Source organism: Massilia sp. IC2-278 (genome assembly GCF_020708045.1).
In the GTDB taxonomy this organism is placed as follows: Bacteria; Pseudomonadota; Gammaproteobacteria; order Burkholderiales; family Burkholderiaceae_D; genus Telluria.
This window is the reverse complement of the sequence record NZ_JAJFES010000001.1, coordinates 728240-750513: the sequence shown is the minus strand read 5'-3', so window position 1 is coordinate 750513 and position 22274 is coordinate 728240. Positions and strand designations below refer to the sequence as shown.

Genomic DNA, 22274 nt, shown 5'->3' with positions numbered 1-22274 from the left:
ATGCCCTGCGGCCGAGAAACGTCGCCCGCCAGCACCAAGCCAGGACACGGCCCGAATCAACCCGCTCCCGAACCACCGATCATCCCACCTGACTAACCAGGTAAGCACACCGCCTCGCCCCCTCCAGCTGATGCTCGATCCTCACAACAGACACCCCCGGCCCCAGCACGCGCCGGAACACCTCCAGCTCCGAGCGGCAAAACTGCTGGCAAGCCTGGGCCGCCGCGCAGATCGGGCAGTGGTTCTCCAGCAGCAGCACACTCCCATCCACGCGCGGCTCCGCTTCCGCCATGTATCCCTCCAGCGACCGCGCCGCCGCCAGCGCCTCAACCTGCTGGTCCAGGGTCCCGCTTGGGTCGACCTGCGCCCGGTAGGCCTGCTCGCTGGCCGCCTCCCGCGCCACGATCAGCTTCTCCAGCCCGCTTTCGCCAAACAGGGTGCGCACACCGTCGATCAAGTCCAGCGTCACCTCGGCATGCCGGTCTGGAAAGCGCGCATGTCCCGCGTCGCTCAGCTGCCAGCGCCGCACCGGCCGCCCGACCTTGCCCGGACTGTCGTGATAGGTCACCAGCCCCTTGTCGACGCCAAGCTCGAGCTGGCGCCGCACGCCCATCGCCGTCATGCCGAGCAGCCCGGCCAGTGCCTGCGCCGTCTGCGCGCCGCGCGTCTTCAACATCATCAGTACCTGGTCGAAGGTATTCATTTTGCCTCCACGGTCAACTCAAGGCGGCGCCCGCTCCACTGGCGCAGCGCCAGCGCCGCCCAGGCCGCCAGCAAGCCGCCGACGATCAGCACCAGGCGCGTGTCGACCAGGGTCAGCACGCCGCCCGCCAGCGCCATCACGATATTCGCCAGGCAAAAGGTCGTGGACAGCAGGCCCATCACGGCGCCTTGCCCGTGCGCGGCAAACTGGTCGGCCGACCAGCCCTGCAGCGTGGCGTTGTAGTACGCATGCGGTAAGCCGAACAGGACAATGCCCACCAGCCCGACCCACAGGCTGCCAAACCCCACCGCCAGGATCGCCGCTGCCGCCAGCGCCGCCTGGGCACTCGCGCGCCGGCGCGGCTCGAGCGCACTGGCGCGTCCCGCGAACAGGGCGGCGAAAGTCATCAGCGCGCACATGCCCATGTTCACGAAAGCGATCTGGCACGTGTCGTAGCGCCCCACGTCCACCAGCCACAAGGGAAAGAACTCGTAAAAGGCCGCCACGCCACAGGCATAGGCGAAGTGCACCGTGAACAGGGTGCGCAGCGGCCCATGGCGCAGCAGGGTCAGAGCATGCCGCTCGCGCGCCACCGCCCACCAGCTCCCGGCCTGCGCCGCATGTCCCTGGCCGACCGGCTCGCGTTCCAGCGCCAGCGCCGCCAGGCCTGCGCCCAGCAACAGCGCAGCGGCGGCGATGTAGAACGGCAGCGTGATCCCGGGGCCGACCGTGAGCCCGGCCAGCAATGGCCCCACCAGCCAGCCGAGGTTGAAGGAACCGTTCAGCCACGACAGCGCATGGTTGCGCAGCCCGCCCGTCAGGCGTTCGGCCAGCATCGCGCGCATGATCGAGCCATTTCCTTCCAGCAGGCCGGTCACGAAGCGCGCCAGCAGGAACAGCGGGTAGGACTGGGCCACCAGCGCCATCGCGGTGAGCCCGTGGCCGACGGCGGCGCCGATCGCCGTGATCAACAGCAGGCGGCGCCGTCCGAAGCGGTCCGACACCGGGCCCAGCATGGCGCTGCCGATCAGCAGGCCGAGCGGGTTGATCATCAGCGCGATGCCGAACAACAGCTTCGGCGGCAAGCCCAGGAAATGGGTCAGCGCATTGGCGCTGCCGCCGGCAAACAGCGGCGGCAGGATCGGGTAAGGCAGCGAGGCGCCGGTGGTGGACAGTAAACCCAGCAAACAGGCGCTGGCGATCAGGAGCACGGTCTTCATGGGATCGAATCGACGTTGCAATACCAACATCGTATGCCTGAGCCAACGATAAGTAAACGGATTTGTTTATTTATTCGCACGGCAAAAAAACGCCGCTGGATCCAGCGGCGTTTGTCGGCTCGCTTGCGCATCGCACTGCGCACTCACCGGCGCACCTCCTAGCGCAAGCGAGCAATAGGAGCTCAGCCGTTAAAACCCTTGCCCTCGTTCGCCAGGCGCTCCAGCAGCGGCGCCGGCTGCCATGCTTCGCCGTGGCGTCCGCGTGCGAACTTGCGAATCGTGTCCAGTACGTTGGTCAGGCCCACCGTGTCCGCATACAGCATCGGTCCGCCGCGGTGCAGCGGGAAGCCATAGCCGGTGAGGTAGACCATGTCGATGTCGGAGGCGCGCAGGGCGATGCCTTCTTCCAGGATGCGCGCGCCTTCGTTCGCCAGCGCAAACACCAGACGCTGCACGATCTCGGCATCGGAAATCGCGCGGCGCTCGATACCGGCTTCCTGCGCATAGCCGGTAATCATGTCGTTCACCAGCGGCGACGCATGCGGCTTGCGGTCGCCCGCCTGGTAGTCGTACCAGCCGGCGCCGGTCTTCTGGCCGAAGCGTCCCGCTTCGCACAGGCGGTCCGGGATCGGCGAATACACCAGTTCCGGCGACTCGGCATAGCGGCGCTTGCGGATATACCAGCCGATGTCGTTGCCGGCCAGGTCGCTCATGCGGAACGGCCCCATCGCAAAGCCGAACTTCTCGATCGCCTTGTCCACCTGCTCCGGCAGCGCACCTTCTTCCAGCAGGAAGAAAGCCTGGCGCAGGTACTGCTCGACCATGCGGTTGCCGATGAAGCCGTCGCACACGCCGGAAACCACGCCGGTCTTGCGGATCTTTTTCGACAGCGCCAGCGCGGTGGCCAGCACGTCCTTGCCTGTTTGCGCGCCGCGCACGATTTCCAGCAGCTTCATCACGTTGGCCGGGCTGAAGAAGTGCAGGCCGATCACGTCCTGCGGACGCTTCGTGAACGCGGCGATCTTGTCGAGGTCCAGCGTCGAGGTGTTCGAGGCCAGGATCGCACCCGGCTTCATGACTTCGTCGAGCTTGCGGAAGACCTGGGCCTTGACCTCCATGTCCTCGAACACGGCCTCCACCACGATGTCGGCCCCGGCGATGTCCTCGTAGGCCAGCGTGCCCGTGATCAGCCCGACGCGCTGCTCGGCCTTCTCCGGCGCCAGCTTCCCCTTCTTGACCGTGTTCTCGTAGTTCTTGCGGATGGTCGCCAGGCCCTTGTCCAGCGCTTCCTGCTTCGTTTCCAGGATGGTGACCGGAATCCCGGCGTTCGCGAAGTTCATGGCGATGCCGCCGCCCATGGTGCCGGCGCCGATCACGGCGGCGCGCGCAATCTCGCGGGTCGGGGTGTCGGCTGGCACATCCGGCACCTTGCTGGCGGCGCGTTCGGCAAAGAAGGCATGGCGCAGCGCCTTCGATTCGTCGGTCTGGGCCAGGGCGAAGAAGCGCTCGCGCTCGAATGCCAGGCCATCCTCGATCTTCTTCGTCACCGCCGCCGCCACGCACTCCACGCATTCGAGCGGCGCCGGGAACGGGCCAGCCATGGCTTTCACGGTATTGCGCGAGAACTGCAAGAAGGCTTCGGCATTCGGATAGTCGATCTTCAGGTCGCGCACCTTCGGCAGCGGACGCACGTCGGCGATGCTGTTCGCGAAGTCGACGCTGGCCGCGACCAGGTCGGCGCCGGCATCGAACACACGGTCGAACAGCTTCGTTTCCGCCAGCTTTTCCGACAGCACCGGTTACCCGAGACGATCATGTTCAGGCCCAGCTCCAGGCCGACCACGCGCGGCAGGCGCTGGGTGCCGCCGGCGCCCGGCACCAGGCCGATCTTCACTTCCGGCAGGCCGACCTGGGCGCCCGGCAGCGCCACGCGGTAATGACAGCCGAGCGACAGTTCGAGGCCGCCGCCCATGCAGACGCCGTGGATCGCGGCGACCACGGGCTTTTCCAGATTCTCGGCGGTGGCGATCAGGGTGTGCAGGTTTGGTTCGGCCAGCGCTTTCGGCGAATTGAATTCGCGGATGTCGGCCCCGCCCGAAAACACCTTGCCGGCGCCGGTGATCACAACCGCCTTCACGGCGGCGTCGCTTTCGGCGCGGCGCAGAGCGGCGACGGCAGCCGTGCGCGTCTCGAAGCCTAGGCCATTGACCGGCGGATTGTTCAGGGTGATGACGGCAACGCTGCCGTGAACGACGTAGTCTGCACTCATGTCTCTTCCTTTTAATAGTTGACTGCGCGAGTTGAACTGCTTCGATGACTATAACGCAAAAAAGTACGGTCGTCTTATTTCATGAGCCGTCCTTTTCAGTAAGGGAAAAAAATAAAGAAGCAGGTGTATTGACGAAATGGCAAACACAGCGATATCGTAGTTGCAGAAATATCATTTCCACAACAATAAAAGGGGAAGCGATGTTGCCGAAACGGATGTGCCTGATGGTGGCGCTCATGGGCCTATTATCGGGCTGCGCCAGTACCCTGTCGAAATCGATTGAACAGCGCATGGCGATCAGCGAACAATGCCGGCTGGCGACGAGTGCATTGCCCCCCAGATTCAAGATTCCCGAGGCGTTTGCCAGCATCCAGTTAGGGAATGTCGGCAAATGTAGTTTGGACCAGACGCAAACCCTTCTTCCAATGTGCTCGGTTGATCAAATCATGAGCAAATACATCAAGCCGCGTCAACCGGACCCCATCGACTCCGCCAAAACGACAGAGGAAAAAGAAATCTGGGCCGCACGTGAAGCGCGCTGGACCGCCGTGTCCACAGCGGTCAACGCGCTGCGCGATGACTTCAAAGACCTCGCCGAGAGCGTCGCTGCAATCGACAGCGATATCAAAAAGCTAAACGACGACGACGCTGACGCACCTTGTACGCAGCCCAGCGCCGCCGGTGCCATGGCGCCACTGTCCCGTTATGATACCCAGACACGATTGCTTCAAACCATGCAGTGCCATCTGACTTCCGTCAGGGAGAAGTTGACAACGGTGCGCACCAGTCAATACCAGCTGAGACGTGCGGTGCAGCTGCTCGGTGCGGAACTGGAGCCGGCCGCCCGCATTGAGTTAGAGGCATGGGACATGAACCTTCGGATTCATCTCACCCGCTTCGAGGAAGTTTTGAGTGGCAGTCACGCGCTCGCCGTGCGCGAGGGCGTCAAGGACTTGGTGATGACTCATGTTGCCCGCCGCACACTCGAAATGCTGCACAACTCGCTCAAAACTGCGGACGCCGTGCTTCGACAACTAGATGAAAAGGCGTATGGCGCAGTCAGCATCGGCTATCTTGCTTTTGGCCCGGACCTCCAGGATGCCGTAACTGCCGCGTTCGCGAGCATCCAGGCCAGTTTCCAGGTGAGGGAACAGCAAAGAAACGTGGAAACTGAAATGCCCCTGAATGCGCCACAGTTTGCAGGTCCTGTTTCCGCGACGCAGTCCGGTGCGGAAGCGCTCCTTACCCGACCGGTGCTGCGCGAATTGCGCCGGGCCGCCTGCGAGAACCTCGTTCAGGGTACGCAGTTCTCGATGCTTACCGAACTGATCGATACCATGATCATCCTCCAAGTCCAGAAAAATGATCCCATTCTGACTCAGCTCAAGCCGCTTCCCCCTATCGTGGAAAAAAGCTCATTCCTAGAGTCGACACCAGAAGGTGACGGCACAAATACCGATGGTATAGCGCTCTCCTTCGTTGCACACGCACACGGTACGTCCGTTGCGGCAGCCGAGATCGGGCAAGGTCAAGTCATGCCAATGTCCACCGTCACGCCGGCTGGGGTGCACATGACAAACGCCTGGACAGCGCGGCAGCAAATGCTGGCCGCGGCCATTTCGGCTAAGCGGCAAACAGGGGCTGGAGTACCAAACGAGCCACTAAACGGCGTCGACCTGGTTGACGAAAATACTGTTCAGCAACTGGCCGATGTCGCCACTGCGAAAGTCATCGACGATGCAGTACGGCTGTCGCCGGGCACCCTGGCCATGCGCGGCGCCGAGGTCAGCAACCACATCAGCAGCAACGTCTCGGTCGTCACGGCCGCCACGGCGGTCAGCCAGGCCTCGGTCACCCTCAAACTGAACCTCAGCGTCAGCAACGTCAACAACTTCACGCCGACCAACTACAACAACGTCACGCCCGTCATCAACCTGGCCGTGCCCGCCCCCGCTTCGGGCCCGGGCACCGGACCTTCGGCCGCAGCCCCCTCGCTGTGCGCCGACCCCAGCCTGGCCCGCGCCGGCGCCGACTGCACCCGCACCGCCGACGGCTACGTCATCACCTTCGCCCGTTCCTTCCGCGGCGACTCCTGCCTGGCCTCCGAGCTGGAGCCGGCGCTGACCGCGCTCGGCCGCGGCCTGGCCGCCTACCGTGCGCGCCACGGACTCGAACACATGGCCACGGTGGAAGGCTATGCGTCCGTTCTCCCGGCCACGCTCGCGGGTTGCAAGGCCGCGGCAATCGCACCGGAAAGCGCCTGCACCTATTCCAACAAATTGCGCAAGGATTACACGATGGCAGGTTGCGAAGGTCCATCCGCCGACCGCAACGTGGTGCTGTCGGCGGCCCGCGCCAAGCATGCCGCGCGCGTCCTGGAAACCGCGGCCCGCGGCGCCCTGGTGGTCGACACGCTGCTGGCGAAGGGCACGCAGACGGCGCAGGCCGACGGCCCCGCCGCGCGCGACCAGACCATCCTGGTGCGCCTCTTCCCGCGCAAGGCCAACTGACCCGGAAAACCGGCCAGGCGCGGCCCGCCTTTGGCGAAGGCCGCGCCTGCGGTTATCATGCGGGGCATGAACCGCCCGCCCCATCCTTCGCCATGAAGCCACTGATCGACCCGCTCGAGGTGGCGTTCAGCGCCATCCGCGCCCAGGGTCCGGGCGGCCAGAACGTCAACAAGGTGTCCTGCGCTGTCCATGCGCGCTTCGACGTCCACGCGTCTTCGCTGCCCGAAGCCGTCAAACTGCGCCTGCTGGCGCTGCACGACAGCCGTCTCTCGCAGGACGGCGTGCTGGTGCTGAAAGCCCAGCAATCGCGCAGCCTGGAGCAGAACAAGGAAGACGCGCTGCGGCGCCTGCAGGCGCTGGTCGACGCCGCGGCCGAGGTGCCGCTCGTGCGCCGTCCGACCCGGCCGACGCGTGGCTCGCAGCTACGCCGCCTCGACGGCAAGACGCGCAGCAGCCAGGTCAAGGCCCTGCGCCGCAAAGTTACAGACTAAAAGGAACCCATGCTCAAGCTTATCCAGGAACTGATGCGGCTCTACCTGCCGCAAGGCGTCGTCACCGAGGAGGCGCTGCAAGCCCACATCCTCGGCCAGCAGACCCTGCCGCCCGACATCACCACCGTCGACGGCCTGACCCGCACCATCGCGATTCCCTTCCACCGGATTCCGAAGGCCGAGGAAGGCCGCCACTGGGCCCTGCTGTGCGAGGTGGCGAACGCCCTGCAGGAAGAACTCGACCTGCCTGCGCCGGCCGTGAGCATCGCCAGCCAGGAAGGCTTCTGCTTGTGGCTGTCGCTGGCCACCCCGCTGCCTTCACTGGAAGCCGGCCAGTTCGTCGAGCTGCTGCGCCAGGCCTATTTCCCGGAAACCGAGCCGAGCCTGGGCGCGCCGGTCGAGCTGCCGCCCTGCCTGAACCGCGACAGCGGGCGCTGGACCGCCTTCATCAATCCGGGCATGGGCGCCTCCTTCATCGGCGAACCCGGGCTGGAGATCGCACCGCCGCAAGCGGCCCAGGCTGCCTTCCTGGAAGGCCTGGAGAGCATCGATGCGGCGCGTTTCGGCGCGGCGCTGGAACGCCTGCAGGCGCGCGGGGCCGGTGCGGCCGCATCGGAAGGCAGCCTGGCGCCGGCGCCCCCTGCGTCGCCCAGCGCCACGCCGGACGGTCTGCTGCTGAAGGACGCCAGCCTGGAAGACATCGTGCGCCACCTGCATGCGATGAACATCGAACCGACGTTCCGGCACGTGCTGCCGTCGGGGCGGTCCAGCTGACGCAGCCGGTTCCCTCGCCTGCCATGCAAGTTCCATTTTTTCAAGTATTTTATTATGTTCAAGTATTTACGCAACATACTTAATAAATTACTTTAAGTTGGCTGTTGCATCTGGTAAGTTTTATGCAACGGGAGGGGACGTATGGCATCGCAAAGTAAAAACGACATTCGTACTGATACGAAAACCGCGCGCCAGGTCGATGCGGGGATCCGATTATGCTCGGAGCAAGGGCTGCACCCAGCCCTGCAGTTCCTGGAACAAGGCGGCGTGCCGAGGTCTGTCGCGCTCAGGGTGCTGGCCTCCCCAGATCATTTTCGTCAACAAGAACGCCGCCGGCTTCCTCGTCCCTGTCGATGACTTGACGCAGGATCGGAGCGGCTCCGGACGCGCCTTCAACCAGCCGGATGCGGGCATGGAAGCAAGACGAATCGCTCCGTCCTTGCGCGCATGGATGCCATCCCGCGCAGCAGTGTGTTCGCCAAGGCGCCACTTCCTGTAGATTGAGGTCTTTCCCATCCGGTCTGCCGGGAGGCGCCGTTTGCGTGCATGACGGCGCCACGCGCCAGGCAGACGTCATCCGTATCCCATGACTGTCGACCTCATGCTCGCCGCTGCCAGGAGCTTCCTGTTCGTCCTGGTGACGATGCTGCCCATCCTTAATCCCGCCGCCACCGCGCCGATTTTCCTGAGCATGACCGAAGGCGCGTCGCCCGCCACACGCATCCTGCTCGCCAGCCGCATTGCGCGCAACATGTTCTGGCTGATGACGGGATCGATGCTCATCGGTTCCTACGTGCTCGACTTCTTCGGCATTTCGCTGCCGATCGTGCGCATCGGCGGCGGCCTGATACTGGCTTCGGTCGCATGGCGGCTGCTCGGCGCCACACCGCAAACGCAAGACAGCCGCGCGGCCCTGGCCGAGGCCTACACGCTCGACCACGCGCACCGCCAGGCCTTTTATCCGCTGACGTTCCCGATCAGCTGTGGCCCGGCGTCGATCTCGGTCGCCATCACGGTGGGCGTCACCCTGCATGATGTCGAGCTCGTGATGTCGGCGGCGCGCATGGGAGCGGCGCTGCTGGCGCTGGCTTTGATCGGGGTGCTGCTCTACCTGGCGTTCCGCTACGGCGAGCATTTCCTGCGCCTGATCGGCGAAGCGGGAACCGCGGTCTTCCTGCGGCTGACCGCGTTCATCCTGCTCTGCCTGGGCGTGCAGATCGTCTGGGATGGCGTGCGCGAACTGCTGCTGGAGATCATGGCGTTCTCCTCGCAGCCCACGACCATCCACACGGTCGCACTGTGGCAATGAGTCTTGCCGCTGTCAGGTGACCCGCCGGCCCGCCACTGAAGCGAGCGCCTTGCCCAGCCGGCTGCTGCGCGCCGCCGTGCTCGCCGCCAGGTAGCCACGCGCATACGCCGCTTGGCGCGCCACCTGCGCATTGCTGCCCTTCAGCGCATCCAGCAAGCGGTCGGCCACCGCGTAATCGTTGAGCATGCCCAGCTTGTCCTGCAGCTTCGACAAGCGCCCGACATACGGCTTCACACGCTTGGCCGGCAGCAGGTCCTGGAAAAACTCCGCCGCATAGCGCGCCTTCTTGGCCGCGATACGGGTGCGATGGCGCGCGTGCGCGTCCGCCGTATCCAGCCCGTCGATACGCTTGTCGAGCCGCTTCTCCGCCTTGCGCAGCAGCGGCCGCATGCCGCGCCCGGCCGGCGCCGCCAGCGGCGAATCCTTCACCAACGCATCACCTGCGCGCCATGCGCGCCCGTGCAGCCAGCCTCCCACCTGCAGCAGCACCTGGGTGAAATGCGGTGCGCGCAGGGTCTGGGCCAGCTGGCGGTGATGCGCCTCTGCCTTGGCCTGCGCCGCCTGGCGCAGGGCCGCCGGGTCCAGCCCGTCGATGCTTTCCAGCGTGGAGCCGGCCAATACGTCCCAGTCGCGCGCGGCGCCGAGTTCCCCGGCCAGCCAGTCGAGTCCCTCGCGCACCGCGGCCGGGGGCTGCACCAGCTCGTCGAACATGTCGACCAGGGCGCGCAGGCGGCGCAAGCCCACGCGCATCTGGTGCAGGCTTTCGACGTCGCGCTTCAGCACGCCCGGCACATTCGACTCCAGCTGCGCCAGGCAATTCGCGCCGATGGCGACAAAGGCCTGTTCCAGCGTCATCCTGGCGCGCAGGCGTACCGGCGCCGCCTTGTGGGCACGTAGCGGGGCGGCGTCGAGCAGCGCATAGCCGCGCGCGGCCTTGCTGTCGCTGGCCAGCTGCAGCGGCACCTCGTGGTGCAGGTCCAGCGCCAGCCGGAACAGCTGGGCCGGATCGCCTTCCTTCAGTTCGAGCTCGAGTTCGGCGATCGACGCCTGCTGGGCGCCGGCGGCGATGCTGCCCGCGTCCAATGCGCATTCGAGCTCCTGGCCGTCAGCCAGCGCAATGCGCCAGGTGGTGCGGTGGGTCGTGTTCTGGAACAGCGGCGCCAGGTCGGCAGCGATGGCGGCGCTGCGCAGCAGTTCGGCCATCGCCGCCGGCTTGACCTGGCGCGCGACCAGGTCGGGGCGCGGCTGGGCGTCGGGCAGCGCGCATTCCCACTCGCCGCGCCGGTGCAGGCTGCCCGAGGCATCGCCGGCCGTCTTCACGGTCTGGATCCAGCGTCCGTTGTCGGCGCGCACACGCAGGGTCAGGCCGGCCTTCCACAAGGCCCGCTCGGGAGTGTCGTAATAGGTGTCGACCAGGTGATGCTCGACGGGTTCGCCGAGCGCGCGTTCGTGCAGCATCGGGTGGCGGCGCAGCCGTTCCAGCTCGTCCGCCGGGACTTTCAGTTTGAGTTCGGTTTCCATGCGGGGTATCCTCCTTTGCCTCTACTACAGCACAGGCGACACGGATGAGGCGCACGGACGGTCACCGGGTGGCAGCGACTATCGGTGACGCGGTAATGCGGTGGTCATAATGGGCGGTCACACTGGCGCTATCCAACCTGTATGAGGCCGATTGTGGGAACAGAGAACGAAAAACCGATGGAACAACTGGAACTCGACGCGCAAACCGTCGAAGCGGCGCGCGCCATCCAGCTCGATGCCGGCACGCCGAGCGCCGTCGAATTCCTGAAGGCGCGCGACGTCGAGGGCAGCGTCATCGAGCAGGTGCTCAAGCAAGAGTTGCCCGAAGGCCTGCCCCCGGCGCTCGATTGACGCCGCCCACACGCTGCGGGCGGCGCAGGCTCACGCCGTCGGCAGCTTGTGCTCCTTGTACTGGTCGCGCAGCCGGTTCTTCTGGATCTTGCCGGTCGCGCCCATCGGCAGCGCCTCGGTGAACACCACGTCGTCCGGCAGCCACCACTTCGCCACCTTGCCCTCGAAGAAGGCCAGCAGTTCCTCGCGCGACACTTCCTGCCCGGGGCGCTTGACTACCACCAGCATCGGCCGCTCGTCCCATTTCGGGTGGGCCACGCCGATGCAGGCCGCCTGCATCACGGCCGGGTGGGCCATGGCAATGTTTTCCAGGTCGATGCTGCCGATCCATTCTCCGCCGGATTTGATGACGTCCTTGCTGCGGTCGGTGATCTGCATGTAGCCGTCGCCGTCGATGGTCGCCACGTCGCCGGTCGGGAACCAGCCATCCTTCAGCACGTCTCCTCCTTCGTTGCGGAAGTAACCCGACACGATCCACGGCCCCTTCACGTACAGGTGGCCATAGGTCTCGCCGTCCCACGGCAGTTCCTCGCCGTCGTCGTCGACGATCTTCATGTCGACGCCGAAGATGGCGTGGCCCTGCTTCTGCAGGATCTTGCGCTGCTCTTCCTTCGGCAGTTCGCGGTGCTTGGCCTGCAGGCCGCCGGTGGTGCCGAGCGGCGACATTTCCGTCATGCCCCAGCCGTGGATCACGTGCACGTCGAGCTTGTCGATCAGGGTGTCCATCATCGCCGGCGGGCAGGCCGAGCCGCCGATCACGGTGCGGCGGAAAGTGGAGAACTGCAAATTGTTCTGCAGCGCGTGGTTGATCAGGCCGAGCCAGACGGTCGGCACGCCGGCCGAGAAGGTCACCTTTTCCGCCTCGAACAGCTCGTACAGCGACTTGCCGTCCAGCGCCGCGCCCGGGAACACCATCTTGGCGCCGGACAGCGGCACGGAATACGGCAAGCCCCAGGCATTCACGTGGAACATCGGCACCACCGGCACCACGGTGTCCAGGCAGGACACGTTCAGCGCGCCCGGCATGCTCGAGGCATAGGCGTGCAGCAGGGTCGAGCGGTGCGAGTACAGCGCGCCCTTCGGGTTGCCGGTCGTGCCCGAGGTGTAGCACAGCGAAGCGGCCGAGTTTTCGTCGAACTGCGGCCATACGTAGTCGTCACTGCTCGACGCGATGATGTCCTCGTAGCACAGCAAACTCGGAATCTTCGTTTCCTGGGGCATGTGAGCGCGGTCGCTCATCAGGATGAAGGACTTCACGGTCTTGCAGTGCGGCGCCACCGCCTCGATCAGCGGCAGGAAGGTCAGGTCGAAGAACAGGTACTGGTCTTCGGCGTGATTCACGATGTAGGCGATCTGCTCGGGATGCAGGCGCGGGTTGATGGTATGCAGCACGGCACCGGAGCCGGACACGGCGTAGTACAGCTCCATGTGGCGGTAGCCGTTCCAGGCCAGGGTGGCGACGCGGTCGCCCATCTGTACGCCCAGGCCTGTCAGCGCACGCGCCATGCGGCGGGCGCGCTCTTCGCATTCGCGGTAGGTGTAGCGGTGGATGTCGCCTTCGACGCGGCGCGATACGATTTCGTTGGCGCCGAAGTGGCGCGCCGCGAACTCGATGATGTTTGATATGAGCAGGGGCTGGTCCATCATCTGGCCCATCAGCGGGCTCTTCGGGTACGGCGTCATCGAATGTCTCCTGTGGTCTGATTGTCAAGCTCGAACGAGTGTGATTCGGCTTGATGCAGCGCGTCAACATGTTTCGATGCTGCGGCGCAGCAGCCCCGGATCGCGGCACAAAGCCGGGCAATTGCAAAATGTTATCGGATGTAAGCGCGCTTGCGGACGCGGTGCGCGCGAATAGAATCTGCCCGGTACGGTAGAATCTTGTCGTCATCTCGATCATACCTAGTGAGGGAACTGCCATTACACCCAACGATCTCAGCTTCGGCAACGGCTTTGCCGCCCTGCCGCCCGCGTTCTACACGCGGCTGATGCCGACGCCCATGCCTGCGCCGTATTTCGTCGCGGGAAGTAGCCGTGCAGCCGCCCTGGTCGGCCTCGACCCGGCCACCCTGGCGCAGGACGATTTCGTGGCCGCCCTGACCGGCAACGCCGTCCCCGAAGGCGCCCAGCCGTTGGCAGCCGTGTATTCCGGCCACCAGTTCGGCGTCTGGGCCGGCCAGCTGGGCGATGGCCGCGCCATCCTGCTCGGCGACCTGCCGGGGCCGGAAGGCCGCATGGAACTGCAGCTGAAAGGCGCCGGCAAGACGCCCTACTCGCGCATGGGCGACGGCCGCGCCGTGCTGCGCTCCTCGATCCGCGAATTCCTGTGCTCCGAAGCCATGGCTGCGCTCGGCATTCCGACCACGCGCGCCCTGGTCGTCACCGGCTCCCAGCAGCGGGTGATGCGCGAATCGCTGGAAACGGCGGCGGTGGTCACGCGCATGGCGCCGAGCTTTGTCCGCTTCGGTTCCTTCGAGCACTGGCACTACCGCGACAAGCCGGACGAACTGCGCACCCTGGCCGACTACGTGATCGACACCTTCTACCCCGATCTGCGAGGCGCAGCGAATCCCTATGCGGCGCTGCTGGCGGAAGTCACACGCCGTACCGCGCGCATGATCGCGCACTGGCAGGCGGTCGGCTTCATGCACGGCGTGATGAACACCGACAACATGTCGATCCTGGGCCTGACCCTGGACTACGGTCCCTTCGGCTTCATGGAAGCCTTCGACGTCAACCACATCTGCAACCACACCGACCAGGGCGGACGCTATTCGTATGCGAACCAGGTCGCCATCGGCCACTGGAACTGCTACGCGCTGGGCAATGCCCTGCTGCCGCTGATCGAGACCGTGGAAGCGGCCCAGGAAGCACTGGACGTCTACATGCCGGAATTCGAACGCCACCTGGACGTGCTGTTGCACGCCAAGTTCGGCCTGGCGGACACCCGCGACGGCGACCGCGCCCTGATCGACGGCCTGTTCTCCATCATGCAGGCCAGCCACGTCGACTTCACCCTGCTATTCCGGCGCCTGGCCGACCTCAAGATAGATGAGCCCGGCAGCGAGGAAGGCATACGTGACCTGTTCATCGACCGCGCCGCCTTTGACGCCTGGGCCCTGCGCTACCGCAAGCGCCTGCGCGCCGAAGGCAGCGACGACGCCGAACGCCGCGCCGCCATGAACCGCGTCAACCCGAAATACATCCTGCGAAACTATCTGGCCCAGCAGGCGATCGAACGGGCACAGAACGGCGATTTCGGCGAAGTGAACAAACTGCTCGCCATCCTCGAGCAGCCCTACGACGAACAGCCCGAACACGAAGCCTATGCCGCGCTGCCGCCGGACTGGGCCGCGCATCTCGAGGTCAGCTGCACCTCGTGATTTCCTCGTTGCCAGGCGTATCCTTCGCATGCCGGTCCTCCCGCATGCGTATACTGCCGGGTGCGATTACACTGCGTGCTTTGCGCAGGCTTTGAAAAGAAAGACCGACATGACCGATAAAGTGACCAAGACCGACGCCGAATGGCGTGCCCAGCTCGACCCGATGGAATACCAGGTGACGCGCCACGCCGCCACCGAGCGTGCCTTCACCGGCAAATTCTGGGACCACCACGAGCACGGCATCTACACCTGCGTCTGCTGCAACACCCCGCTGTTCGAGTCCGACGCCAAGTTCGAGTCCGGCTGCGGCTGGCCCAGCTATTTCAAGGCGCTCGATCCCGACAACGTGATCGAGAAAGTCGACCGTACGCACGGCATGGTGCGCACCGAGATCATCTGCGCCGTGTGCGACGCCCACCTCGGCCACGTGTTCCCGGACGGCCCGCCGCCGACCGGCCTGCGCTACTGCATCAACTCGGCCGCGCTCAGCTTCAAGCCGCTGTAACCACCAAGCTTTACCTGGAGCCCCATGAAATTTTTGTTCGACTTCTTCCCGCTGATCCTGTTCTTCGCGGTCTATAAATACGGCACCGGCAACGAGGCGGCCGCGGTGGCGCTGGCCGAGACTTACCTCGGCGGCCTGGTCTCGGGCGGCAAGATCATCGCCAGCCAGGCGCCGATCATGCTCGCCACCGTGGTCGGCATCATCGCCACCGTGCTCCAGGTGGGCTACCTGCTGGTACGTCGGCGCAAGGTCGACACCATGCTCTGGGTGTCCTTCTTCGTGATCGTGGTGTTCGGCGGCGCCACCATCTATTTCCACGACGAGACCTTCATCAAGTGGAAGCCGACCATGCTGTACTGGATCTTCGCGGCGGCCCTGTTCGTCAGCCAGGTCTTCTTGAAAAACAATTTGATGCGCAAGGTGATGCACGAAGCCCTGCCGCTGCCGGAAGCCATCTGGCCGCGCGTCGGCTTCCAGTGGATGGGTTTCCTGTTCTTCCTGGGCGCGCTGAACCTGGTGATGGCCTTCGTGGTCTTCGAGAACGACACGAACGCCTGGGTGAACTTCAAGGTCTTCGGCATGACCGCGATCTTCTTCTTGTTCTCTATCGGCCAAGCCATGATGCTGGTAAAACACGTTCCACAGGAGGAAGCATGAGTCTGGATAACCGCGTCGACACCCGGGTCGAGCGCATCGAAGCGCGCCTGACCGAAGCCCTGAACCCGCTCGACCTGGCCGTCGGCGACGATTCGCACCTGCATGCCGGGCACGCCGGCGCCGCCTCGGGCGGTGGTCATTACAGCGTGCGCATCGTCTCCGAGCGCTTCGAGGGACTAAGACTCGTCATGCGCCATCGACTGGTGTATGATGCCGTGCACGATATGATGAAGGCCGAGATCCACGCCCTGGCAATCACCGCCCTGGCGCCCTCCGAGCTGTCATCCGCAAGCATGCCGAACACGGACTGAGGCCACGTTCAGCATAGCTTAAGAAATCTCTCGCACAATTGAATTGCTCTGCAAAAGAATTAATCAGAACTCCGTCCAAGCAACTCCCCTCCCACAGGAACACCATAATGACTTTTAAGCCAGCACAACTGCTGTTAGCCCTGATCGCCGTTATCGCAGCACCCGCTTTCGCCCAGAACCTGGCCGTCGTCAACGGCAAGCCGATCCCGACCTCGCGCGTGGACGCGATCGTGAAGCAAGTCGTGGCCCAGGGCCAGGGCGAGGATTCGCCGCAAATGCGCGACATGATCAAGAAGCAGCTGATCGAACGCGAAGTGCTGATGCAGGAAGCGATCAAGCAAGGCTACGACAAGAAGCCTGAAGTCAAGCTCGCCCTCGACAATGCCCGCCAGGCCATCGTCGTGAGCCAGCTGGCGCGCGACTACATCACCAAGAACCCGGTCACCGATGCCGAAATCAAGGCCGAGTACGACCGCTTCGCCAAGACCCAGGCCGCGGAAAAGGAATACCACGTGCGCCACATCCTGCTGGCCACCGAAGACGAAGCGAAAGCCGTCATCGCCAAGCTGAAGGGCGGCGCCAAGTTCGAAGAACTGGCCAAGCAAAGCAAGGACACCGGTTCGGCCAACAATGGCGGCGACCTCGACTGGGCTAGCCCGGCCGCCTTCCCGCCGGAATTCGCAGCCGGCTTCACCAAGCTGCAAAAAGGCGGCGTGACCGAGACCCCGGTGAAAACGGGCGCCGGCTACCACGTGATCAAGGTCGACGACACCCGCGCCGTGAAAGTTCCGGCGATGGAAGAAATCAAGCCGCAGATCGCCGAAAGCCTGACCCAGACCAAGCTCGCCGCCTATCAGGAGGAAATGGTCAAGAAGGCGAAGGTACAGTAAGATGTTGTGCCTCCGGCGCGCCCGCCCCTGGGTGACGCGCCGGGTTTCGTCGCCAGCGGGCGACTTTATCGAGTTTTTATAGGATCCGAACAATGATTTTGAAGCCCACCCGCCTGTTGCTCGCCATGACCGCGCTGGTCGCTGCGCCTGTGTTCGCGCAGAACGCCGCCACCGTTAATGGCAAGCCGATCCCGGCGGCAAAGGTTGACCAGGCGGTCAAGCAGATCGTCGCCCAAGGCCGTGCCACGGATTCGCCGCAGCTGCGCGAAATGGTCAAGAAAGAACTGATCGGCCGTGAAGTCCTGATCCAGGAAGCCGACAAGCAAGGCGTCGGCGGCCGTGCGGACGTCAAGGCAGCGGTCGACAATGCCCGCCAGAGCATCATCATCAACGCGATGCTGGCCGACTACGTCAAGAAAAACCCGGTCAAGGACGCCGAGATCAAGGCCGAGTACGACAAGGCCAAGGCCCAGGCGCCGGAGAAGGAATACCACGCCCGCCACATCCTGGTCGAGAAGGAAGAAGACGCCAAGGCCATCATCACCAAGCTCAAGGGCGGCGCCAAGTTCGAAGAACTGGCCAAGCAGGGCAAGGACGGCACCGCCCAGAACGGCGGCGACCTGGGCTGGGCCGACCCGCGCGGCTTCGTTCCAGAATTCTCGAAAGCCATGACCTCGCTGCAAAAAGGCGCCATCACCGACACCCCGGTGAAGACCCAGTTCGGCTTCCACGTCATCAAGCTCGAAGACGTGCGTCCGGTGCAAGTCCCGCCGCTGGACCAGGTCAAGCAGCAGGTTGCAGAATCGCTGCAGCAGAAGAAGCTGGCCGAGTTCCGCGAGTCGCTGCTGAAGAAGGCCAAGGTCCAGTAATCCTGGCTGGCTGTAAGTAATAGGCTGAAACAAGCAAAAGGCGCTTCCGAGGAAGCGCCTTTTTATTTGTAGGGTGGGTGCTCGAACCCACCGTCCGACGAGGCCTGCGCGGCACTATGCCGACAGTGGGTAGGGTGGGCTCTCGAGCCCACGCGGTGTAGCGTGCGCGTTGTCGAATTGCGTGAGATGGCCTCGAACGGTGTTCGTAGGGTGGACACCTGTGTCCACGCGGTCTCATCGTTTGACCATTGGGGGAGCCTGCACGAATACGCAACTGTCGTACCGCGTGGACACAGGTGTCCACCCTACAACGTCAACCCCGCCGCCGCATCCCCAAACAAAAACGCCTCCCGAGGGAGGCGTTCCTGTTTCCACGCTAAGCGATCAACCCACCCACTTGCGCGCATTGCGGAACATGCGCATCCACGGTCCATCCTCGCCGTAGCTCTCCGGCGCCCACGAATGCACCACGGTGCGGAACACGCGCTCGGCGTGCGGCATCATGGCCGTGAAGCGGCCGTCCGGGGTGGTGACCGCCGTCAGGCCGCCCGGCGAGCCGTTCGGGTTGAACGGGTACTGCTCGGTGGCCTGGCCGCGGTTGTCGACATAGCGCAGCGACTGCACCACCTGCGACAGATCGCCGGTCAGCGAGAAGTCGGCAAAGCCTTCGCCGTGGGCGATCGCCAGCGGCGCCTGGGTACCTGCCATGCCCTGGAAGAAGATCGACGGCGAATCCAGCACCTCGACCATGCCGAAGCGCGCCTCGAACTGTTCCGACTTGTTGCGGGTGAACTTCGGCCAGGCCTGCGCGCCCGGAATGATCGGCTTCAGGTTGGCCAGCATCTGGCAACCGTTACACACGCCCAGGCCAAAGGTATCCTGGCGCGCGAAGAAGCGCGCGAACTGGTCCGCCAGCTGGGCGTTGAACAGGATGGTCTTGGCCCAGCCCTCGCCCGCGCCCAGCACGTCGCCGTAGGAGAAGCCGCCCACCGCGATCACGCCCTTGAAGTCGTCGAGCTTCACGCGGCCGGCGATCAGATCGCTCATGTGCACGTCGACGGCGTTGAAGCCGGCCTGGTACATGGCGAACGCGGTCTCGATGTGCGAGTTCACGCCCTGCTCGCGCAGGATGGCCACGCGCGGACGCACGCCCGTCGCAATGAAGGGCGCCGCCACGTTCTCGTTCATGTCGAAAGCGATCTTCGGCGTGAAGCCCGGATCGGTTTCGTCGAGCAGGCGCTCGTATTCCTGGTCGGCGCAGGCCGGGTTGTCGCGCAGGCGCGCGATGCGCCAGCTGGTCTCGGACCACAGGCGGTGCAGGTTGCTGCGCTTTTCGAGGTAGATGACTTTGGCGTCGCGCGTGAACTCGACCACGCCGCGATCGTTGACCTTGCCGATGATGTGGCTGCAGGCGCCCAGGTTCAGTTCGCGCAGCACGTTCATGACAAGGCTCTTGTCCTCAGCGCGCACCTGCACCACGGCGCCCAGCTCTTCCGAGAACAGCGCGCGCAGCGTCATCTCGTTGCGGCGCTCGCCGACCTGCGTGGCCCAGTTCTTGGCGTCGCCCCAGTCGGAGGCGTGCTCGCCTTCCATGGTCAGGATGTCGAGATTGACCGACACGCCGGCGCGGCCGGCAAAGGCCATCTCGCACAGGGTGGCGAACAGGCCGCCGTCCGAACGGTCGTGGTAAGCCAGCAGCTTGCCGTCCGCGTTCAAACGCTGGATCGCGGCGAAGAAGGCCTTCAGGTCTTCCGGCGAATCGACGTCCGGCACCGCGTCGCCCAGCTGCTGGGTAACCTGCGCCAGCGCCGAGGCGCCCATGCGGTTCTTGCCGCGGCCCAGGTCGATCAGGATCAGGGCGGTGTCGCCGAGGTCCGTGCGCAGTTGCGGCGTCAGCGTGCGGCGCACGTCCGGCACCGGCGCGAAGCTGGAGACGATCAGCGACACCGGCGAGATCACCGATTTCGCTTCGCCTTCGTCCTGCCAGGTTGTGCGCATCGACAGCGAATCCTTGCCGACCGGGATGCTGATCCCCAACGCCGGGCACAGCTCCATGCCGACCGCCTTCACGGTGTCGAACAGGGCCGCGTCCTGGCCCGGCTGGCCGCAGGCGGCCATCCAGTTGGCGGACAACTTGATGTCTTCGATCGAGGCGATCGGCGCGGCGGCGATGTTGGTGATCGCCTCGCCCACGGCCATGCGGCCGGAAGCGGCGGCGTCGATCACGGCCAGCGGGGTGCGCTCGCCCATCGCCATCGCTTCGCCCACATAGCCCTCGTGGCTCATCACGGTGACGGCGCAGTCGGCAACCGGCACCTGCCACGGGCCGACCATCTGGTCGCGCGCGGTCATGGCGCCGACGCTGCGGTCGCCGATGGTGATCAGGAAGGATTTGTCGGCGACGGTCGGCAGCAGCAGCACACGCTTGGCGGCTTCTTCCAGCGCGATGCCGGTCAGGTCGACCGCTGGCAGGTCGCGCTGCACGTGCTCGACCGTGCGCTGCATCTTCGGCGGTTTGCCGAGCAGGACTTCCATCGGCATGTCGACCGGATTGTTACCCGCTTCCGGATCGACCACGCGCAACTGGCGCTCTTCGGTGGCGACGCCGATCACGGCGAACGGCGCACGCTCGCGCTCGCACAGGGCTGCAAACGTCTCCAGGCTCTCCGGCGCGATCGCCAGCACATAGCGTTCCTGCGATTCGTTCGACCAGATCTCCTTCGGCGCCATGCCCGACTCTTCGAGCTGGATCTTACGCAGGTCAAAGGTCGCGCCGCGCTTGGCGTCGTTCACGATTTCCGGGAAGGCGTTCGAGAGGCCGCCAGCGCCAACGTCGTGGATCGAGATGATCGGATTGCCGGCGCCCAGCTGCCAGCAGCCGTTAATCACCTCTTGGGCACGCCGTTCCATTTCCGGGTTGCCGCGCTGGACCGAGTCGAAGTCCAGGTCGGCGGTGTTCGTGCCGGTGGCCATCGACGAAGCGGCCGAGCCGCCCATGCCGATGCGCATGCCGGGGCCGCCCAGCTGGATCAGCAGGCTGCCCGGCGGGATGTCGTTCTTGTGCGTGTGCTGGTCCGAGATGTTGCCGATGCCGCCGGCGATCATGATCGGCTTGTGGTAGCCGTACACGCCGCCCGCCGCCTGCGCGTTCTGCTCGTAGGTGCGGAAGTAGCCGCCCAGTACCGGACGGCCGAATTCGTTCGAGAAGGCGGCGCCGCCGAGCGGGCCGTCGATCATGATCTGCAGCGGCGAGGCGATGCGTTCCGGCTTGCCGTACACGGCTGCCGAGCTCTTGTCGCCGGCAGCCGTCACGTCGGCCGCATTCTCCCAGGCGCGCCGGGCATCCGGCAGGTCCAGGTTCGAGACCGTGAAGCCGGTCAGGCCCGCCTTCGGCTTGGCGCCGCGGCCGGTCGCGCCTTCGTCGCGGATTTCGCCGCCGGCGCCGGTGGAGGCGCCCGGGAATGGCGAGATCGCGGTCGGGTGGTTGTGGGTCTCGACCTTCATCAGCGTGTGCGTCAGTTCGCTCAGGGTCGCGTACTCGCCGTTCTCGCGCGGGAAGAAGCGCGTGACCGTCGCCCCTTCCATGATCGAGGAATTGTCGCTGTAGGCGACGACCGTCCCCTTCGGCTGCAGCTGGTGAGTGTTCTTGATCATGCCGAACAGCGACTTGTCCTGCTTCACGCCGTCGATGATCCAGTCGGCGTTGAAGATCTTGTGGCGGCAGTGTTCCGAGTTCGCCTGGGCGAACATCATGAGTTCCACATCCGTCGGGTTGCGCTGGGCTTTCGTGAACGCGTCGTCCAGGTAGTCGATCTCGTCGTCCGACATCGCCAGGCCAAGTTCGACGTTCGCGCGCACCAGGGCGCCGCGGCCCTGGCCCAGCACGTCGACCGATTCCAGTCCCTTGCCCGGCAGTTCATCGAACAGGCGCACGGCATCGTCGGCGCTGCGCAGCACGCTTTCCGTCATGCGGTCGTGCAGCAGGGCGGCCACGGCGGCGATGGCGTCGGCGTCCAGCTTCTTCGGCGCGCCGATGCTGCTGCCGAGGATGCCGCTTTTGAGCACCACCTTGTACGCCACGCCGCGCTCGATGCGGTGCACGTGCGACATGCCGCAGTTGTGCGCGATGTCGGTCGCTTTCGAGGCCCAGGGCGAGATCGTGCCCAGGCGCGGAATCACGAAGAACTCTTCGACGGCGCCCTCGTACAGGGTCTCGGGCACAGGCTCGCCGTAGGTGAGCATGGCCGTCAAGCGCTCGGTGTCCGCAGTGGACAGCGGTGCGCTGGCGTCGATGAAGTGGTAGAAGCGAGCCTGGACCGAGGCAATCGTGGGAGCGACTGCTTGCAGCTGGTTCAGGAGGCGTTGGCTACGGAATACCGAAAGGGCGTTGGAACCCGGCAGAATCAACATGGCTGGAAGTCGGTTGATGCAGCGTGGCTGCGGGTGGAAGATAGCCCGCTATTATACAGGGTGCACCAGAGGGTGGACTACAGGGTGGACCGCAGGGTGGA

Annotated in this window: 16 protein-coding genes and 1 pseudogene; 11 read left to right on the top strand and 6 right to left on the bottom strand. The window is 65.0% G+C overall.

Annotated features, from left to right (window positions below):
• Nucleotides 1-79: 79 nt before the first annotated feature.
• The 3 genes and pseudogenes from LK540_RS03255 to LK540_RS03245 all read right to left on the bottom strand — a co-directional run bounded on the left by LK540_RS03255 (nucleotide 80) and on the right by LK540_RS03245 (nucleotide 4192).
• A complete protein-coding gene (locus LK540_RS03255; RefSeq protein ID WP_229435589.1) occupies nucleotides 80-703 on the bottom strand; it encodes a metalloregulator ArsR/SmtB family transcription factor in 624 nt (207 codons plus the stop codon).
• The gene (locus LK540_RS03250) at nucleotides 700-1923 is read right to left on the bottom strand and encodes an MFS transporter (RefSeq protein WP_229435588.1); all 1224 of its coding nucleotides are present in this window, start codon (nucleotides 1921-1923) and stop codon (nucleotides 700-702) included. The genes LK540_RS03255 and LK540_RS03250 overlap by 4 nt, the downstream gene beginning before the upstream one ends.
• A gap of 182 nt (nucleotides 1924-2105) precedes the next feature.
• Nucleotides 2106-4192, bottom strand: a pseudogene (locus LK540_RS03245) (3-hydroxyacyl-CoA dehydrogenase NAD-binding domain-containing protein).
• 44 nt (nucleotides 4193-4236) lie between these two features.
• On the opposite strand from LK540_RS03245, the gene LK540_RS03240 reads away from it, so the two are divergent.
• From LK540_RS03240 to LK540_RS03225, 4 genes are all read left to right on the top strand, one after another.
• A complete protein-coding gene (locus tag LK540_RS03240) occupies nucleotides 4237-6702 on the top strand; it encodes a hypothetical protein (RefSeq protein ID WP_229435587.1) in 2466 nt (821 codons plus the stop codon).
• A 92-nt stretch (nucleotides 6703-6794) separates the two neighbouring features.
• The gene (gene arfB, locus LK540_RS03235; protein WP_229435586.1) at nucleotides 6795-7193 is read left to right on the top strand and encodes an alternative ribosome rescue aminoacyl-tRNA hydrolase ArfB; all 399 of its coding nucleotides are present in this window, start codon (nucleotides 6795-6797) and stop codon (nucleotides 7191-7193) included.
• A gap of 9 nt (nucleotides 7194-7202) precedes the next feature.
• On the top strand, nucleotides 7203-7967 hold the full coding sequence (locus tag LK540_RS03230; RefSeq protein WP_229435585.1) for a hypothetical protein: 765 nt from the start codon (nucleotides 7203-7205) through the stop codon (nucleotides 7965-7967).
• Nucleotides 7968-8553: 586 nt separating this feature from the next.
• The gene (locus LK540_RS03225; protein WP_229435584.1) at nucleotides 8554-9276 is read left to right on the top strand and encodes a MarC family protein; all 723 of its coding nucleotides are present in this window, start codon (nucleotides 8554-8556) and stop codon (nucleotides 9274-9276) included.
• 12 nt (nucleotides 9277-9288) lie between these two features.
• On the opposite strand, the gene LK540_RS03220 is transcribed toward LK540_RS03225, so the two are convergent.
• On the bottom strand, nucleotides 9289-10797 hold the full coding sequence (locus LK540_RS03220) for a CYTH and CHAD domain-containing protein (protein ID WP_229435583.1): 1509 nt from the start codon (nucleotides 10795-10797) through the stop codon (nucleotides 9289-9291).
• A 177-nt stretch (nucleotides 10798-10974) separates the two neighbouring features.
• On the opposite strand from LK540_RS03220, the gene LK540_RS03215 reads away from it, so the two are divergent.
• Nucleotides 10975-11148: a hypothetical protein gene (locus LK540_RS03215; protein ID WP_229435582.1), complete on the top strand. Its 174-nt coding sequence runs from the start codon at nucleotides 10975-10977 to the stop codon at nucleotides 11146-11148.
• Between the two features lie 30 nt (nucleotides 11149-11178).
• On the opposite strand, the gene LK540_RS03210 is transcribed toward LK540_RS03215, so the two are convergent.
• Complete coding sequence (locus LK540_RS03210; RefSeq protein ID WP_229435581.1) at nucleotides 11179-12831, bottom strand: 3-(methylthio)propionyl-CoA ligase; 1653 nt, start codon at nucleotides 12829-12831, stop codon at nucleotides 11179-11181.
• Nucleotides 12832-13037: 206 nt separating this feature from the next.
• Between LK540_RS03210 and LK540_RS03205 the strand changes: the two genes are divergently transcribed.
• From LK540_RS03205 to LK540_RS03180, 6 genes are all read left to right on the top strand, one after another.
• A complete protein-coding gene (locus LK540_RS03205; RefSeq protein WP_374041323.1) occupies nucleotides 13038-14531 on the top strand; it encodes a YdiU family protein in 1494 nt (497 codons plus the stop codon).
• A 109-nt stretch (nucleotides 14532-14640) separates the two neighbouring features.
• Nucleotides 14641-15036, top strand: a complete 396-nt coding sequence (gene msrB, locus LK540_RS03200; RefSeq protein WP_229435579.1) for a peptide-methionine (R)-S-oxide reductase MsrB — start codon at nucleotides 14641-14643, stop codon at nucleotides 15034-15036.
• A 24-nt stretch (nucleotides 15037-15060) separates the two neighbouring features.
• Nucleotides 15061-15693: a septation protein A gene (locus LK540_RS03195; RefSeq protein ID WP_229435578.1), complete on the top strand. Its 633-nt coding sequence runs from the start codon at nucleotides 15061-15063 to the stop codon at nucleotides 15691-15693.
• The gene (locus LK540_RS03190; RefSeq protein WP_229435577.1) at nucleotides 15690-16004 is read left to right on the top strand and encodes a BolA family transcriptional regulator; all 315 of its coding nucleotides are present in this window, start codon (nucleotides 15690-15692) and stop codon (nucleotides 16002-16004) included. The genes LK540_RS03195 and LK540_RS03190 overlap by 4 nt, the downstream gene beginning before the upstream one ends.
• A gap of 107 nt (nucleotides 16005-16111) precedes the next feature.
• Nucleotides 16112-16894: a peptidylprolyl isomerase gene (locus tag LK540_RS03185; RefSeq protein WP_229435576.1), complete on the top strand. Its 783-nt coding sequence runs from the start codon at nucleotides 16112-16114 to the stop codon at nucleotides 16892-16894.
• A 92-nt stretch (nucleotides 16895-16986) separates the two neighbouring features.
• Nucleotides 16987-17763 carry a peptidyl-prolyl cis-trans isomerase gene (locus tag LK540_RS03180; protein ID WP_229435575.1) on the top strand — a complete coding sequence of 259 codons (777 nt, stop codon included), beginning with the start codon at nucleotides 16987-16989 and terminating at the stop codon, nucleotides 17761-17763.
• Between the two features lie 384 nt (nucleotides 17764-18147).
• On the opposite strand, the gene purL is transcribed toward LK540_RS03180, so the two are convergent.
• A complete protein-coding gene (purL, locus tag LK540_RS03175; protein ID WP_229435574.1) occupies nucleotides 18148-22173 on the bottom strand; it encodes a phosphoribosylformylglycinamidine synthase in 4026 nt (1341 codons plus the stop codon).
• Nucleotides 22174-22274 lie beyond the last annotated feature (101 nt).